General features: G+C 57.1%; 14 protein-coding genes. 5 read left to right on the forward strand and 9 right to left on the reverse strand.

Annotated features, from left to right (window positions below; translation table 11 throughout):
• The first annotated feature begins 81 nt into the window (after nt 1–81).
• Entirely contained in the window at nt 82–951 is an 870-nt protein-coding gene (locus A6F69_RS03420) for a 3-hydroxyacyl-CoA dehydrogenase NAD-binding domain-containing protein (RefSeq protein ID WP_067597376.1), read from the forward strand.
• 6 nt (nt 952–957) lie between these two features.
• Here the strand turns inward: A6F69_RS03420 and A6F69_RS03425 are convergent, their stop codons facing one another.
• From A6F69_RS03425 to mutS, 3 genes are read right to left on the reverse strand one after another with little or no spacing between them, the layout of a single operon-like run.
• The gene (locus A6F69_RS03425; protein WP_067597379.1) at nt 958–1,353 is read right to left on the reverse strand and encodes a YidH family protein; all 396 of its coding nucleotides are present in this window, start codon (nt 1,351–1,353) and stop codon (nt 958–960) included.
• A complete protein-coding gene (locus A6F69_RS03430; protein ID WP_067597382.1) occupies nt 1,343–1,681 on the reverse strand; it encodes a hypothetical protein in 339 nt (112 codons plus the stop codon). The genes A6F69_RS03425 and A6F69_RS03430 overlap by 11 nt, the downstream gene beginning before the upstream one ends.
• A gap of 26 nt (nt 1,682–1,707) precedes the next feature.
• Nucleotides 1,708–4,359 carry a DNA mismatch repair protein MutS gene (gene mutS / locus A6F69_RS03435; RefSeq protein ID WP_483756980.1) on the reverse strand — a complete coding sequence of 884 codons (2,652 nt, stop codon included), beginning with the start codon at nt 4,357–4,359 and terminating at the stop codon, nt 1,708–1,710.
• Between the two features lie 110 nt (nt 4,360–4,469).
• Between mutS and A6F69_RS03440 the strand changes: the two genes are divergently transcribed.
• Both A6F69_RS03440 and A6F69_RS03445 read left to right on the forward strand, forming a co-directional pair.
• Nucleotides 4,470–6,731 (forward strand): NADP-dependent malic enzyme, encoded by a 2,262-nt coding sequence (locus A6F69_RS03440; protein WP_067597385.1) that lies wholly within the window; start codon nt 4,470–4,472, stop codon nt 6,729–6,731.
• A 4-nt stretch (nt 6,732–6,735) separates the two neighbouring features.
• Nucleotides 6,736–7,266 (forward strand): glycine cleavage system transcriptional repressor, encoded by a 531-nt coding sequence (locus A6F69_RS03445; RefSeq protein WP_067597389.1) that lies wholly within the window; start codon nt 6,736–6,738, stop codon nt 7,264–7,266.
• A 15-nt stretch (nt 7,267–7,281) separates the two neighbouring features.
• Here the strand turns inward: A6F69_RS03445 and A6F69_RS03450 are convergent, their stop codons facing one another.
• Both A6F69_RS03450 and trmB read right to left on the reverse strand, forming a co-directional pair.
• A complete protein-coding gene (locus A6F69_RS03450; RefSeq protein ID WP_067597392.1) occupies nt 7,282–7,998 on the reverse strand; it encodes a DUF3592 domain-containing protein in 717 nt (238 codons plus the stop codon).
• A gap of 138 nt (nt 7,999–8,136) precedes the next feature.
• Nucleotides 8,137–8,841, reverse strand: coding sequence for a tRNA (guanine(46)-N(7))-methyltransferase TrmB (gene trmB, locus A6F69_RS03455; RefSeq protein WP_067602375.1), 705 nt, complete (start codon nt 8,839–8,841; stop codon nt 8,137–8,139).
• Nucleotides 8,842–8,936: 95 nt separating this feature from the next.
• On the opposite strand from trmB, the gene A6F69_RS03460 reads away from it, so the two are divergent.
• Complete coding sequence (locus tag A6F69_RS03460; RefSeq protein WP_067597394.1) at nt 8,937–10,145, forward strand: mechanosensitive ion channel family protein; 1,209 nt, start codon at nt 8,937–8,939, stop codon at nt 10,143–10,145.
• Nucleotides 10,146–10,217: 72 nt separating this feature from the next.
• Here the strand turns inward: A6F69_RS03460 and ctrA are convergent, their stop codons facing one another.
• The 3 genes from ctrA to lptB form a co-directional block, all read right to left on the reverse strand.
• Nucleotides 10,218–10,913 carry a response regulator transcription factor CtrA gene (gene ctrA, locus A6F69_RS03465; protein ID WP_067597397.1) on the reverse strand — a complete coding sequence of 232 codons (696 nt, stop codon included), beginning with the start codon at nt 10,911–10,913 and terminating at the stop codon, nt 10,218–10,220.
• A gap of 212 nt (nt 10,914–11,125) precedes the next feature.
• Nucleotides 11,126–12,601 carry an RNA polymerase factor sigma-54 gene (gene rpoN / locus A6F69_RS03470; RefSeq protein ID WP_067597401.1) on the reverse strand — a complete coding sequence of 492 codons (1,476 nt, stop codon included), beginning with the start codon at nt 12,599–12,601 and terminating at the stop codon, nt 11,126–11,128.
• A 5-nt stretch (nt 12,602–12,606) separates the two neighbouring features.
• Nucleotides 12,607–13,335: an LPS export ABC transporter ATP-binding protein gene (lptB, locus tag A6F69_RS03475; protein ID WP_245638316.1), complete on the reverse strand. Its 729-nt coding sequence runs from the start codon at nt 13,333–13,335 to the stop codon at nt 12,607–12,609.
• Between the two features lie 247 nt (nt 13,336–13,582).
• On the opposite strand from lptB, the gene A6F69_RS03480 reads away from it, so the two are divergent.
• Nucleotides 13,583–13,963 carry a hypothetical protein gene (locus A6F69_RS03480; RefSeq protein WP_067597404.1) on the forward strand — a complete coding sequence of 127 codons (381 nt, stop codon included), beginning with the start codon at nt 13,583–13,585 and terminating at the stop codon, nt 13,961–13,963.
• Between the two features lie 12 nt (nt 13,964–13,975).
• On the opposite strand, the gene ppa is transcribed toward A6F69_RS03480, so the two are convergent.
• On the reverse strand, nt 13,976–14,512 hold the full coding sequence (gene ppa, locus A6F69_RS03485; protein ID WP_067597407.1) for an inorganic diphosphatase: 537 nt from the start codon (nt 14,510–14,512) through the stop codon (nt 13,976–13,978).
• Nucleotides 14,513–14,516 lie beyond the last annotated feature (4 nt).

Here is a 14,516-nt window from a genome sequence, read left to right on the forward strand (position 1 = left end):
TCTCGGCGCTAGCCAAGCGCGCAATCCCCCGCTAACAGCCCTCGCACAGCATATGCTGCAACTGCGAAGGGGTCGATCATCATGCAGACAATTGGCGTAATTGGCGCGGGCCAGATGGGCACTGGCATCGCCCAGACAGTGGCCCAGCATGGCATGCAGGTTCTGTTGTCCGATGTTGATTTGGCACACGCTGAAGCTGGCAAGGCTGCCATAGAAAAGGCGCTGGGCAAGCTGGTTGGTCGCGGCAAGATCGAGGTCGATCAGGCCGAAGCCACATTAGCGCGTGTCACGCCGATTGCCGATTATCAGCCGATGACTGATGCCTGTCTGATCATCGAAGCCGCGACCGAGCGTGAGGAAATCAAGAAGTCGATTTTCGAAGCCGCCGGCAAGATGCTCGCATCTGCTGCGATCATGGCGAGCAACACGAGTTCGATCCCGATCACCCGCATGGCGAATTACTCGCCAGATCCCACGCGCTTCATCGGGCTGCATTTCTTCAACCCTGTGCCGGTTATGGGGCTGATCGAAGTTATCCCGGGGCTGGCAACGGCCCAGGAAACTACCGATCAGATCACAGCGTTTGCGAAGGGACTGGGTAAGGAAGTCGTCCTCAGTCAGGATGAGCCTGGTTTTGTCGTCAATCGCATCCTGTTGCCGATGATCAACGAAGCGGTATTCGTGCTGGGTCAGTCAACCGCCGGGATCGTCGATATCGACAAAGGCTGCAGGCTTGGCCTCAACCACCCCATGGGACCACTGGAGCTTGCAGACTTCGTGGGGCTCGATACCTGTCTCGATATCATTCGCGTCCTGTACAAGACTACGCGCGACACCAAGTATCGCCCGGCGCCATTACTCGTGAAATATGTTGAAGCAGGATGGCTTGGCCGCAAGACCGGGCGCGGATTTTACGACTATTCAGGCGATGCTCCGGTCCCGACACGCTAGCGGATTCTACTGGCCTTCGTGAAGCACCCACAAGGCGACAGCAAGCAGTAGCGCGCCAGAACCGACGCCCCAGCCCATCCAGCGCAAACTGGGTACATCGGGTGCATCCGCTTCGTGGGATGTCAGGCGACCCAATGTCTTTCGCGCGCGTCTCTCCGCCGTAAAAGCCACTGCTGCGCCCAGCAAAATGAAGCAAGTGGCAATTGCGCGCGCCAGCCACGGCGGATCAAATTCGCCGAACACGGCGCGGAACGCCAAGCCAATCCCGATCGCGGCGAATGCTGTACGCATCCACCCTGCGAAAGTTCGTTCGGTTGCCATGATCGTCCGGTCTTCAGCCAGACCGGTACGCTCCTCGGCCAGCTCGTTGGAGCTTGCCTGCTCGGACTTGTCAGTAGTCATCCTCGACGTAGTAGACATCGCCTTCGGAAGGATCAAATTCCTCCGGGGTCGGATCAATGCCAGAGGTATCATCGACCAAGTCCTCATCCTCGGCCCACGTTACCGGCTCAGCCTGTTGTTCGATCTGCTGACTAGGGCGCTCAGGGCTGGGATTGGGCCGGAATTCGCCATCCGATGGTGTTGCAGATGTGGTGCTCTCGACAGTCGCGGCGGCTTGAACCAGTGCGCCTTCATGGTCCTCAGAACCCACCAGCAGCATCACGACGACCATGGTCGCTCCGACAAAAAGCCCAGCCTTCTTCGGGTCTTGAAATATGCTCTTCGACATAATGCGCGAATGTAGCGCAATCAGGGTTAACTTTTGGTAGCGCGAGCCTGCGCGGACAATTCATACAATAAATCCAGTGCCTCACGCGGGCTTAGCGCGTCCAGATCGATTTCTGCCAATCGATCTGTGAGCGTTTCTTCGGCGCCTGGTTCACTCTCTTCGATCGCCGCAAACAGTGGCAATTCGCCCAAACCGGCAGCCAACCCACCAGATTCGGTGCGATTCTTCTCAAGCTGGGCGAGCACTTGCTTTGCCCGGTTAACAACAGCATCGGGTACACCTGCCAGCCGCGCAACGGCCAAGCCATAACTCTTGTCTGCCGGTCCTTTGCCCAGCTCGTGAAGCAGAACGAGATCGCCTTTGTATTCGCGTGCGCGCACGTGATGCAGCGATAGCGCCTCGCACCGCTCTGCTAGCCGGGCAAGCTCATGATAGTGCGTCGCAAACAGGCAGCGGCACCCGATGTTGGAGTGCACCGCTTCGACGACTGCCCATGCCAATGCAAGCCCGTCATACGTCGATGTACCGCGCCCCACCTCGTCGAGAATGACGAAGCTGTGTTCGGTGGCTTGACTCAAGATTGCTGCGGATTCGACCATCTCGACCATGAAGGTTGAACGTCCGCGCGCCAGATTGTCAGATGCGCCAACGCGGCTGAACAAGCGATCGACCAAGCCGATCTCGGCCTTGCTTGCCGGCACAAAGCCGCCTGCTTGAGCCAACAAGACAATCAAGGCGTTCTGCCGCAGAAAGGTCGATTTGCCGCCCATGTTGGGGCCACCGATCAGCCAAAGACGATCGTCAGATGACAACACGCAATCGTTGGCGACAAAGCGATCGCCGGCCTTTGCCAGCGCAGCTTCAACGACCGGGTGGCGTCCACCCTCGATCACAAGCGCGGCCTGCTGGGTGATTGCGGGTCTGCACCAACCGCCCTCGGCAGCTCGCTCTGCCTGGCCTGCGCTGACATCGATCCGAGCCAGCGCCGCTGCAGCGCGCGCAATCGCCTCGCGCGCTGCGCCAATTTCACTGACAAGTTCTTCGAAATGCGCTTCTTCTGCCGCAAGCGCTCGTCCGCCTGCTTCAGCGATGCGGTTGGCTTCCTCGTGCAGGGCAATGGAATTGAACCGCACTGCGCCGGCCATGGTTTGGCGGTGGGTGAATCCGCTGTCAGGGGCCATCAGCGCATCTGCATGTTTGGCTGGCACTTCTATGAAATAGCCCAGAACGCCATTGTGTTTGATCTTAAGAGCGCTGATGCCGGTATCGTCGCGGTAGCGCGCTTCCATGGCGGCAATCGCACGCCGCGCATTGCCAGAGGTTGCACGCAATTCGTCGAGCGCCGCGTCATATCCTTCTGCGATAAACCCGCCGCTGGTGCGTTCGGTGGGCGGCGAAGGGACCAATGCTCGCGATAACAGATCGGTCATTGCGCCATGCCCGCCAAGGTGCGGCAGCAGATCGGACAGCATGGAGGGGTAGTCAGGGAGATTGCCGAGGAATTGCTGCAGGCGTTTCGCCTCGATTAACCCGTCTCGTATCTGCCCAAGATCGCGTGGGCTGCCGCGGCCGGCAACGATTCGCCCCAATGCGCGGCCAAGGTCGGGAAGATTGCGCATTGCTTCGCGCAGTTCCGCCCGGCTGAGTGGATCGTTGTGAAGCCAATGAACCAGCGCCAGCCGGGCTTCGATGTGATCGCGAGACAACAGCGGTGCTGACAGGTCATCTGCGAGCAGTCTTGCGCCGGCCCCCGTCACACAGCGATCAATCGCGGCGATCAGACTACCGTCACGTTGCCCCGATTGACTGGCCAGAATCTCCAGGCTGGCACGCGTTGCTTCGTCCATGGCCATGGTTTGCCCTGCATCACGCTTTTGCGGAGGCAGCAGCAGAGGCAATGATCCGCGGCCGACATGTTCTAGATATTCGATCAGCCCGCTCGCTGCGGCCAGCATTGCGCGTGAGAAATCGCCAAACCCGTCAAGCGTAGCGACACCGTGAATGCGCTGCAGCTTGGCCTTGCCGTTTTCGCTATCGAACTCAGAGGGCGCCCGTTCAATCGCGCCTTCTGGAACGTGTTCTGAATTCTCGGGAATAACGACTTCGCTAAACTGCAGGCGCGCGAGGGAGGCATTGATCGCTTCGGGTACACATTCCTCTAGCACCATTTGCCCGGTCGAAATGTCGCAGCTTGCGATCCCAATTGCGCCGCGTACTTCAGCGAGCGCCACCAGCAGGTTGGCCCGGCGCGGTTCAAGCAGCGCTTCTTCGGTCAACGTGCCCGCCGTGACAAAGCGCACGATATCGCGTCTTACCAGTGCTTTGCTGACGGGACGCCCTTCGGCCTTGGCGCGTGCCTTTGCCTCTTCGGGTGTTTCGACCTGTTCGGCAATTGCAACCTGGCATCCCGCCTTGATCAGCCGCGCCAGATATCCCTCTGCGGCATGGACCGGCACACCGCACATCGGCACTGGATCGCCGCCGTGTTCGCCGCGGCTGGTCAGCGCGATATCGAGAACGCCGGCCGCAACCTTTGCATCCTCGAAGAACAGCTCGAAGAAATCGCCCATTCGGTAAAAGAGCAATGATCCACCTGCCTCGCGCTTGAGCGCCAGGTATTGCTCCATCATCGGGGTGACCTTTGCAGGTTTTGGAGGGGCGGTTTTGCTCGCAGCCATGACTTTTGACTAACGCGGAGCTGGCCGATTCGATACGGGCGATAGGCAGCTTTCCCCTATCGCTCTCTTGATTGCTGGTTTAGAGCACGCGCAGGACACGGAGGTAGGCCTTGGCCGATAAGAAGAAACTGAGTTTCACGACCCGCGAAGCGCTATTTTACCATGAGACAATCCGTCCGGGTAAGATCGAGATTATTGCGTCCAAGCCGATGGCGACGCAACGCGATCTCAGCCTGGCCTACTCGCCGGGGGTTGCCGCACCGGTTGAAGCGATTGCTGAAGATCCGCAATTAGCGGCGAAATATACTGCGCGATCAAACCTGGTTGCGGTGATTTCAAACGGCACTGCAATCCTTGGCTTGGGTAATCTTGGCGCCTTGGCGTCAAAGCCGGTGATGGAAGGTAAATCCGTCTTGTTCAAGCGGTTCGCCGATGTGGACTCGATCGATATCGAGCTTGCAACTGAAGATCCGGACGCTTTCATAGAAGCAGTCGCGCTGATGGAACCCAGCTTTGGCGGGATAAATCTGGAAGACATCAAAGCGCCTGAATGCTTCATCATTGAACAGGCGCTGCGTGAACGGATGAATATCCCGATCATGCATGATGACCAGCACGGGACCGCAATCATCTCGGCCGCGGGCCTGATCAACGCATGCCATCTTACCGGGCGCGAGCTGAAGGACTGCAAGATGGTGGTTAACGGGGCAGGGGCCTCTGCGCTTGCCTGTACCTCGCTCGCCAAATCCATGGGTATCAGGCACGAGAATGTGATCGTGTGCGACCGCTCCGGCCCGATTTATCCGGGGCGCGATAATGTCGACCAGTGGAAGAGCGCGCATGCCGTCGAAACAGAGGCGCGCAGCCTTGAGGAAGCGCTTGAAGGGGCGGATATCTTCCTCGGCCTATCCGCAGCCGGGGCGCTCAAGCCCGAGTGGGTCGAGAAGATGGCTGACAAGCCGATTATCTTCGCCATGGCCAATCCCACACCGGAGATCATGCCCGATGAGGCCAAGGCTGTGCGGCCTGACGCCATCATCGCCACTGGGCGTTCGGACTTCCCGAACCAGGTGAATAACGTGCTTGGCTTCCCCTTCATTTTCCGCGGCGCGCTGGACGTGCAAGCCACGACAATCAATGAAGAGATGAAGATCGCCGCTGCACGTGCAATTGCGGAGCTTGCGCGTGAAACCGTGCCCGAAGAAGTGGCGGCGGCTTACGGGGAAACGCAATCTTTCGGCGAGGATTACATTATTCCTGCACCGTTCGATCCGCGTTTGATGGAAGTGGTGTCATCAGCGGTGGCACAGGCCGCGATGGATTCCGGCGTCGCGCTGGCGCCCATCGAGGATATGGACGCCTATCGCCATTCTTTGAAGGCACGCCTCAACCCGACCACGTCCGTCCTGACGCAGGTTTATGAGACAGCCAAGGCGAATCCCAAGCGCGTGGTGTTCGCAGAAGCCGAAGAGGATGTGGTGCTGCGTGCCGCGATCCAGTTCCGTGATTTCGGGTATGGCACGCCGGTTCTGGTCGGACGGACGGAGAAAGTGAAAGCGAAGCTGGCAGAACTGGCCGTCGATGACATCGACAGCTTTGAAATCCAGAACTCGAAGACGTCCGAGCACGTCCCGGCGATGAACGATTTCCTTTACGAGCGCCTGAAGCGTCGCGGATATACCGAGCGCGACGTGGGACGCCTCGTCAATCAAGAGCGTAACGTTTTCGCCGCGCTGCTGGTTGCGCTCGGCCACGGCGATGCGATGATTTCTGGCCTAACGCGAACCTTCGCGCAGACCGCGCGCGAAGTGAACCTGGTGCTTGATCCGAAGACTGACGAAATCCCGTTCGGCATTCATTTGATGATCGGCAAGAACTACACAGTGTTTCTGGCCGATACAACGATCAATGAACGACCCAGTTCAGAGCAGCTGGCCTATATTGCCCGAAAGACAGCGAAGGTCGCACAACGTCTTGGTCATGAGCCACGCGTGGCGTTCCTTAGTTATTCGACCTTCGGCAACCCGTCCGGCAAATGGCTCGACAGTATTCGCGGAGCGGTGTCGATTCTGGACGAAGAGAAACCGGGCTTTGAATATGAAGGTGAAATGGCGCCTGATGCGGCGCTCAATCCAAAGGTCATGGAACTCTACCCATTCAGCCGGCTGTCTGCGCCCGCCAACGTGCTGGTGATGCCTGGCCTGCAATCAGCCAATCTGTCTGCCAAGTTGCTGCGCGAATTGGCGGGTGCATCGACCATTGGGCCAATGCTGGTGGGGATGCAGAAGCCGATCCAGATCGCACCCATGACGGCAATTGCGCCCGATGTGCTGACGCTGGCGGTACTGGCTGCGGCTGGTGTGGTGGATTGAGCCTATGAGCGAGATCACACGCATAGTCTTATCTGTAACGGGCAGCGATCGCCCTGGACTTACCTCGGCACTTTCCGAAGCTGTCTTGGCAGCGGGCGGCAATTGGAAAGAGGGGCATTTGAGCCGGCTGGGCGGGCTTTATGTCGGTTCGGTTCTGGTAGAGCTGGAGCCGGGCAATGTCGCCAAGCTGGTTGACCAGGTTCAAGCGATCGATGCTGCGGGCCTCAATGTTGTCATCAACCCTGCAGGCGCTGCGCCTCAAGACAATCGGTCGCGGCTTCTGTTCGAATTGGTGGGGCAGGACCGACCTGGTATTATCAAACAGGTGACGGCAATCCTGGCCGAGATGGGCGCCAATATCGAAAGCCTGTCCAGCGGAGAAGCCTCTGCTGCGTGGAGCGGGGAGCATCTCTTCCGCGCTGAAGTGTCAGTGACATTGCCCGACGATGTCTCCCCCGAAGACGTTCAGGAGGCCTTAGAGGCGATCTCCAGCGAAATCATGGTCGACTTCACATTTACGTGGAGCAGTGAGTGAGCGTAGTTGGCTGGCCTAAGCGAACTCGTCTTCGCTGATCCATTGGCTCAGATCGACAAAGTAGTGTTTGGGGTTTGAAGGATCGACCCGCACAGGCACTGTCTTTCCCCGAAGGACTGGTGTGAGGTCCTTCCAGATTGGCAGGCTCTTGAAACGTGCGATCTCTCCGGTTGATGGATTTCTAGCCTGAGCGAATACGTAGAAGGGGCTGTCCTTGCCCTTTTTGGCGCGCTTATCCCTGATACAATGTTGAAACTCAGCCTGAACCCGCAAGCCATTTCTCATCAGTTCATCAATCACGCGGAGGCGACGACGATAATAACCCATGCTCGCGACACCGACGCCTGCGAACAGCAAACCGAAGCCCAATGTCCAGATCGAAAAGAGATAGAGACTACCAAAGGAGTTGATCCTGGCGTCGCTAGGTGACCCTGGACTGTAAATGACTCTAACGCGTTGCCCGCGGGCATAGTCAGGGTCTCCCAAACCGAGGGCTCCAGTAAAAATGTGTTTCGCACCGCTGGCGTCCCGAAATTCGATTACCGGTAGATCTCTTCCCCTCGGCCTTTTGTGCTGGCGAATGGTCCGTTTCAATCTGATAACCGTACCCGTCGCCTGCGAGCCCTCAGCTGCAATCTGATAGTTCGATACTAGCTTCCAGCCGCCGATGCTGGCGGGGATCAAACCGATGACCAGAAAGAAAATTCCGACGTTGCGAACTGCTTTAAGCATAAGATGCGGCCCCATTCCGGAACAGGTTTGATCCGGACACGGGCTCCATGCCCAGATTGACTGGTCACGTCGGCTAGGGGTAATTGTTGAATAATTAGAAACCCTTGGGCGATCTATGATGCGACGCGCAGTCGCAAACTAGGGCAACCTTCGATAGCGGAAATACCACACCTCGTGCCCGTAGACCGTGCGCGCCTTGTGCTCGTAACGCGTCTCGCACCAGCCCGACGGGCGGTTTTCCCAGCTCTCGCGCCCTTTGACCTGCCATTCGAATTTGTCCGTATGGCGCTGCATCACCATCAGGGCGTGGCGCAGGTAGACCGGGTGATCGGTGCCAAAGCGGAACTCGCCGCCCGGCTTCAGCTTGTCCGCGAACAGCTTGACCGGGCCGTCATTCATCATTCGGCGCTTGGCATGTTTGTTCTTGGGCCAGGGGTCTGGATGCAGCAGATAGAGCATGGTCAGCGCACCGTCGGGAATCCGTTGGAGCACGTCGATGGCATCGCCCCAATGCAAGCGGACATTGGGTAAGCGCTGCTCTTCAACATGGGTGAGGGCTTGTGCAACGCCATTCACGAAGGGCTCTGCACCGATGAAACCGTGATCGGGTAGCAGATCGGCGCGATAGGCCAGGTGCTCGCCTCCGCCAAAGCCGATTTCCAGATGCAACGGGCGATCATGTCCGAACAGGGTCTCGCTTGTCACCGGCCCTGCCGCCGGCACTGCTATTTGTGGCAAGAGATTATCCACGAGCGCCTGTTGCCGGGCGCGCAGCGGTTTGCCCTGGCTCCGTCCATAAAGCCGGTTGAGAGTTGTCGGATCGCCTTCCTTAAACGCTGACATGGCGCAGCCGATTGGCGAAGCTTGAGCGAATTGTCCAGCCATCACGCAACGTGGCGGGTTGAGGCGTGCGGCCAAGAGCCTATATCGCGAGGCACATGGAACAGATCACCACTTACATTTCCGAGCTCGCGCCTTGGGTGCAAACGGCTATCGGGATCCTGGCGCTCGCGCTGATCTCGCTCACTGTGAACTATGTGCTTAAGGATGTGATCCTGAGGATTGCCGAGCCATATCTCGACGGCAAGACCAACACGATCGACAAAGCGGCAGCCTGGCTTGCAACTGTTGCGCCCTTGCTCGTCATATCGCGCGGAATTACATACGTTCCGCACTTGTCGGCCGAGGTTTACGATGCGGTCAAGAACATCGCGCAAGCGCTGATTGTGGTGTCAGTTGCGATGGCGATCGTGCTTGCTCTGGCTTACGCCAATGAGCTCTATGAACGGCTTCCTCGCTCAAAGAATCGCCCGATCAAGGGCTTTATCCAAGTCATAAAGATCCTGGTCCTTTGCGGCGCTACGATCATCATGATCTCTGTCCTTATCGACGAGTCACCGCTGCTGCTCTTGTCAGGGCTTGGTGCCGTTACTGCAGTGCTTCTGTTGGTATTCAAGGACACGATTTTGTCATTGGTCGCGTCGGTACAACTGACCACCAACGATATGCTGCGCGTGGGCGATTGGATCGAAATGCCCAGCATGAATGCCGATGGTGATGTGATCGACATCTCACTGCACACTGTCAAAGTGCAGAATTTCGACAAGACCATCACCACGATTCCGACGCACCGCCTAGTCTCAGATGCCTATCGCAATTGGCGCGGGATGAGCGATGCCGGGGGGCGCAGGATAAAGCGCTCTTTGACCATCGACCAAAACTCGGTCCGCTTCTTGAACGACGAGGAAGTCGTTGATTTGTCGCGGTTTCGCGTTTTGCGCGACTATCTGGAAACGAAGAAGCAAGAGATTGCCGATTGGAACGAGAGTGAATTGGCCGGTGAGGACGCTGTCAATGCGCGCCGGATCACGAATATCGGGACGCTGAGGGCGTACATTATCGGCTATCTGCAGAGCCATCCCAAGATCAATGATCAGGGCTTCACACTGTTGGTTCGGCAATTGCCGCCCGGACCAGAAGGGCTGCCGATAGAAATCTACTGCTTCACAAATACGACCAACTGGAATGAATACGAGGGCATTCAGGCAGACATTTTTGATCACTTGCTGGCGATATTGCCAGAGTTTGACCTGAAGATTTTTCAGCAGCCGAGCGGCGCCGATTTCCAGCGTGCACTAACTAACTAAACCTATAAACAGCGAGCGGCCCGCCTCTCGTTTGAGAAGCGGGCCGCCTGTTTCCCGTCCAATTGTGAAGACTTAAGCTGCCTCGGCAGCCTCTTCCGGATCGCGCAGCACATAGCCGCGGCCCCAAACGGTTTCGATGTAGTTCTCACCGCCGCATGCCAGGCTCAATTTCTTGCGCAGCTTGCAGATAAAGACGTCGATGATTTTGAGTTCCGGCTCATCCATCCCGCCATAAAGGTGGTTGAGGAACATTTCCTTGGTCAGCGTCGTGCCCTTGCGCAGCGAAAGCAGCTCGAGCATCGCGTATTCCTTCCCAGTCAGATGGACCCGCGCATTGTCGACTTCCACAGTCTTTGCGTCGAGGTTCACCGCCAGCTTGCCAGTGCGAATGATCGACTGGCTGTGGCCCTTCGAGCGGCGCACCACGGCATGGATACGTGCAACCAGTTCTTCGCGGTGGAATGGCTTCGTGACGTAATCGTCAGCACCAAAACCGAATGAACGGATCTTGCTGTCCATTTCGGCAATGCCTGAGAGGATCAGAACCGGCGTCTGCACCTTGGCGACACGCAGTTTTTTTAGCACGTCATAGCCGTGCATGTCCGGCAGGTTCAGGTCCAGCAGGATGATGTCGTAATCATACAGCTTGCCCAGATCCAAGCCTTCTTCGCCCAGATCAGTCGAGTAGACATTAAAACCTTCAGTCGTCAGCATCAGCTCGATCGCCTTTGCTGTTGTCGGTTCGTCCTCAATCAATAACACGCGCATGGGTGGTTTCCCCCTTTGCCCCAGACTTGTGGTAACCCTTCCTAAAGAGTGGTTGCCGTGAATTAACCACACGAGGTCTCAACGAAAAAGGTTAATTTACCGTAAACGGGGATCGCGCATGACTTCGGATAAACACTGAGTCTTTTGAGTCACAGGGGGTAATTCAACCAAAGTGGAACAGAATGGCGTGCTGTCCCCTTGAAGATAGCGTTTCAGAGACCCGCCAGTTTCTTTTGTCTGCGCCGTTGAACAGATGATCCGATCCCCATCGCTTCGCGATATTTGGCAACGGTACGACGGGCCAGATCGAAGCCTTCGGCCTTAAGCATTGTTACCAGAGTGTCATCGGACAGGATCTTTTTCGGATCCTCTGCATCGATCAACGCCTTGATCCGGGCTTTGACCGCTTCGGAGGAAGCCCCTTCGCCGTCGCTGGAGGCCACTCCACTGGTGAAAAAATACTTGAGTTCAAACGTTCCACGTTCGCAAGAAAGGAATTTGTTGCTGGTAACGCGGCTGACCGTGCTTTCGTGCATGTCGATTTCATCAGCGACCATTTTCAGCGTAAGCGGTTTAAGCTCGGATACTCCTCTTAGAAAGAAGCCCTCTTGTCGTTTTACGATTTCGGCAGCGGTCTTGAGTATCGTCTTCTGCCTTTGATCGAGTGCCTTGATCAGCCAGTTGGCATCAGCGAGTTTTTCATTGAGCCAGCGCTCTGCATCCTTATTCGCGCCGGCGCCTTGCTGCAGCTCCAGCATATAGCCGCGATTAACAATCAGTCTGGGCAGAGTGTCCTCGTTGAGCTTTATGTCCCACCCGCCAGTTTCCTTCGCCGAAATGAGGACGTCGGGCACAACCGCACCTGCATTGCTGGATCCGTGCGCCAACCCCGGCTTTGGGTCATAGCTGCGCAACTCGCTCAGCATATCCGCGAAGTCTTCATCATCGACGTCGCACATGCGCTTCAGTCGTGGAAGCTCGCCACGCGCCAGCAAATCGAGATTCTCGATCAACCGCTGCATACAAGGATCATAGCGATCGGCTTCACGGGCCTGTATGGCCAGGCATTCGCTCAAGGAGCGCGCACCAACACCTGTCGGTTCAAGTCTCTGGACCCGAGCCAGTGCCTCTTCAGCGTCCGCCAAGGTGACCCCGAGATCACCTGCCACTTCGCCAAGCGAAAATGACAAGTAACCCGCGTCGTCGAGCAAGCCGATTATGTGCCGGGCAATAAATTCCGTTTTCGGATCATCGCAGTAGGCGCCGATCTGCTGCTGAAGATGTTCCTCCAGACTAAGTTCAGCGGAATTTCGCTCTTCGATGCCTAGTGAGTCATCGCCTGTCCCGCCGCTTATGTGAGCAGAGCCCCACTCTGCATCGCCTGTGTCATAATCCCGATCGAGCGCATGCACGTCCAGGTCAGTGGGTGCCTCTGCTTCGCCTTGGCCCTGGCCGATCAGCACATCGGCGGTCATTTCGTCGCGCGGGATATCATCGCCTGGCTCATTACTGTCCGCTTCGCGCGAGACTTCGCCGGCTTTCAACAATGGATTGTTTTCCAGCTCCTGGCCGATGAAGGCTTCAATTTCGAGATTGGACAGCGCCAGCAGCTTGATTGCCTGCTGCAGCTGCGGCGTCATCACCAGCGATTGTGATTGCCTGAGGTCTAGGCGAGGACCCAAAGCCATGGGAACTAAAGCGTAAAGCCCTCACCAAGATAGAGTCGGCGAACATTCTCATCCGCAACAAGATCCTGCGGAGACCCTGCAAACAGCACCTGTCCGCCATAGATAATGCATGCGCGGTCAACGATATCCAGCGTTTCGCGCACGTTGTGGTCGGTAATCAGAACCCCGATACCGCGCTGCTTCAGGTCTTTTACCAGATCGCGAATGTCACTGATTGAGAGCGGATCGATCCCGGCAAATGGTTCGTCGAGCAGCATGATAGATGGCTTGGCCGCGAGAGCTCGCGCAATTTCGCAGCGTCTGCGTTCACCGCCGGATAGTGCCATCGCAGGGCTTTCGCGCAACCGGGTCAGACCAAAATCATCCAGTAGCCTCTCCAGCTCCTGCGCGCGGGTTTCGGCATCGGGTTCCACCATTTCCAGCACGCAGTTGATGTTCTGCTCTACAGTCATCCCGCGAAAGATGCTCGTTTCCTGCGGCAGATACCCCAGGCCCAAGATTGCACGACGGTACATCGGCAGGTTGGTGACGTCTTCACCGTCCATCAGGATCCGACCCGAATCCGGCCTCACCAAACCCATTATCGAATAGAAGCACGTTGTCTTGCCGGCGCCGTTCGGGCCTAACAAGCCGAGCACTTCCCCTTTGGCCACATGCAAGGAGATATCGGTAAGAACGGCGCGTTTGTCATAGCTTTTGGCGATAGAGACCACTTCGAGGCCACCGTTTGGCATGACGACACGCGATTCGGCGTCCGAACTGGCTGCGCCATCAACCTCGTCCAATGTCTCTATCTTGTCCATGTGCGCCAGCTTTAGCATTCCCGCACACCCAGAAAACCCCCGATTTCGCGGATTTGGCAAGATTTATGCATGTAGCGTCAGATTTGCTGCAGCGATGTCTTGGTTAGCGCCCTTGCAAAGATGGCAACACTCTGTGATATTCCTCAAACATTGAGGAGCTTTGGGGAGAGCCTTTGCGATGAACGACACGTACTCGAGTCACGAGACGGCTTCAGCGGGGAAACGCGAATACGCGCATGACTGGCGCAAGAAGATGAGCGACCATGTCGCTTATGCGCTTTTGGTCTATACCGGCCTGCAGATCTTTGCGACGATGGGCGCAATGAAAGAAACCGGCATGAAGATGTTGGCGCTGTTCGCGCTCGTCGTGCTGGTGGGGGCGATAATTCCGGCCTGTCGAAAGTTCGAACGGCGCTGGCGGAACCTGACCGATGAGCAAGCAGCGGACATGTCCTATGAAAGCGCATTCAAGCGCGATCTGACTATGCTCTGGCTTCTCGCGATCGGATTGCCTTTTGCGCTTACGATGCTGTTCAAAGGTATCGCTGCGCTGATGTGAGCTTCAGCGTGATCAGGCTTTTGCCGATTGCGCCCGCTCAATAGCTTCTACAACCACCTGGCGGGCCTCCTCTGCGTTGCCCCAATTGCCCACGCGCACCCACTTTTCGGCCTCGAGATCTTTGTAGTGCGTGAAAAAGTGCTCGATTTGCTGGAAGATAATTGACGGCAAATCCTTGGTTTCACCCACATCCGAATAATACGGGAAAGTCGTGTCGACCGGCACGCAGATCAATTTCTCGTCACCGCCATGCTCGTCTTCCAGATTGAGCACCCCGATCGGGCGTGATTTGACAACGCATCCCGGAATGAATGGCGAGCGAGCAATGACCAGCGCATCTAGCGGGTCACCGTCGGGCGATAGGGTGTGCGGGATGAAGCCGTAGTTCGCCGGATAGCGCATCGGCGTGTGCAGGATACGGTCCACGAACAGTGCGCCCGATTCCTTGTCAAACTCGTACTTCACCGGTTCGCCGCCGGTCGGAACTTCGATGATGACGTTGAGGTCTTCTGGCGGATTGGCGCCGGCGGGGATCTTGTCGATACGCATAATG

Source organism: Altererythrobacter ishigakiensis, from assembly GCF_001663155.1.
GTDB lineage: Bacteria > Pseudomonadota > Alphaproteobacteria > Sphingomonadales > Sphingomonadaceae > Erythrobacter > Erythrobacter ishigakiensis.

Excerpts from the sequence above, each read along its gene's own strand:
- ppa (WP_067597407.1), bottom strand. The coding sequence starts at position 14,512 with ATGCGTATCGACAAGATCCCCGCCGGCGCCAATCCGCCAGAAGACCTC.
- A6F69_RS03450 (WP_067597392.1), bottom strand. The coding sequence starts at position 7,998 with ATGCTTAAAGCAGTTCGCAACGTCGGAATTTTCTTTCTGGTCATCGGT.
- ctrA (WP_067597397.1), bottom strand. The coding sequence starts at position 10,913 with ATGCGCGTGTTATTGATTGAGGACGAACCGACAACAGCAAAGGCGATC.
- A6F69_RS03425 (WP_067597379.1), bottom strand. The coding sequence starts at position 1,353 with ATGACTACTGACAAGTCCGAGCAGGCAAGCTCCAACGAGCTGGCCGAG.
- mutS (WP_483756980.1), bottom strand. The coding sequence starts at position 4,359 with ATGGCTGCGAGCAAAACCGCCCCTCCAAAACCTGCAAAGGTCACCCCG.
- rpoN (WP_067597401.1), bottom strand. The coding sequence starts at position 12,601 with ATGGCTTTGGGTCCTCGCCTAGACCTCAGGCAATCACAATCGCTGGTG.
- A6F69_RS03460 (WP_067597394.1), top strand. The coding sequence starts at position 8,937 with ATGGAACAGATCACCACTTACATTTCCGAGCTCGCGCCTTGGGTGCAA.
- trmB (WP_067602375.1), bottom strand. The coding sequence starts at position 8,841 with ATGTCAGCGTTTAAGGAAGGCGATCCGACAACTCTCAACCGGCTTTAT.
- A6F69_RS03480 (WP_067597404.1), top strand. The coding sequence starts at position 13,583 with ATGAACGACACGTACTCGAGTCACGAGACGGCTTCAGCGGGGAAACGC.
- A6F69_RS03430 (WP_067597382.1), bottom strand. The coding sequence starts at position 1,681 with ATGTCGAAGAGCATATTTCAAGACCCGAAGAAGGCTGGGCTTTTTGTC.
- A6F69_RS03445 (WP_067597389.1), top strand. The coding sequence starts at position 6,736 with ATGAGCGAGATCACACGCATAGTCTTATCTGTAACGGGCAGCGATCGC.
- lptB (WP_245638316.1), bottom strand. The coding sequence starts at position 13,335 with ATGCCAAACGGTGGCCTCGAAGTGGTCTCTATCGCCAAAAGCTATGAC.
- A6F69_RS03420 (WP_067597376.1), top strand. The coding sequence starts at position 82 with ATGCAGACAATTGGCGTAATTGGCGCGGGCCAGATGGGCACTGGCATC.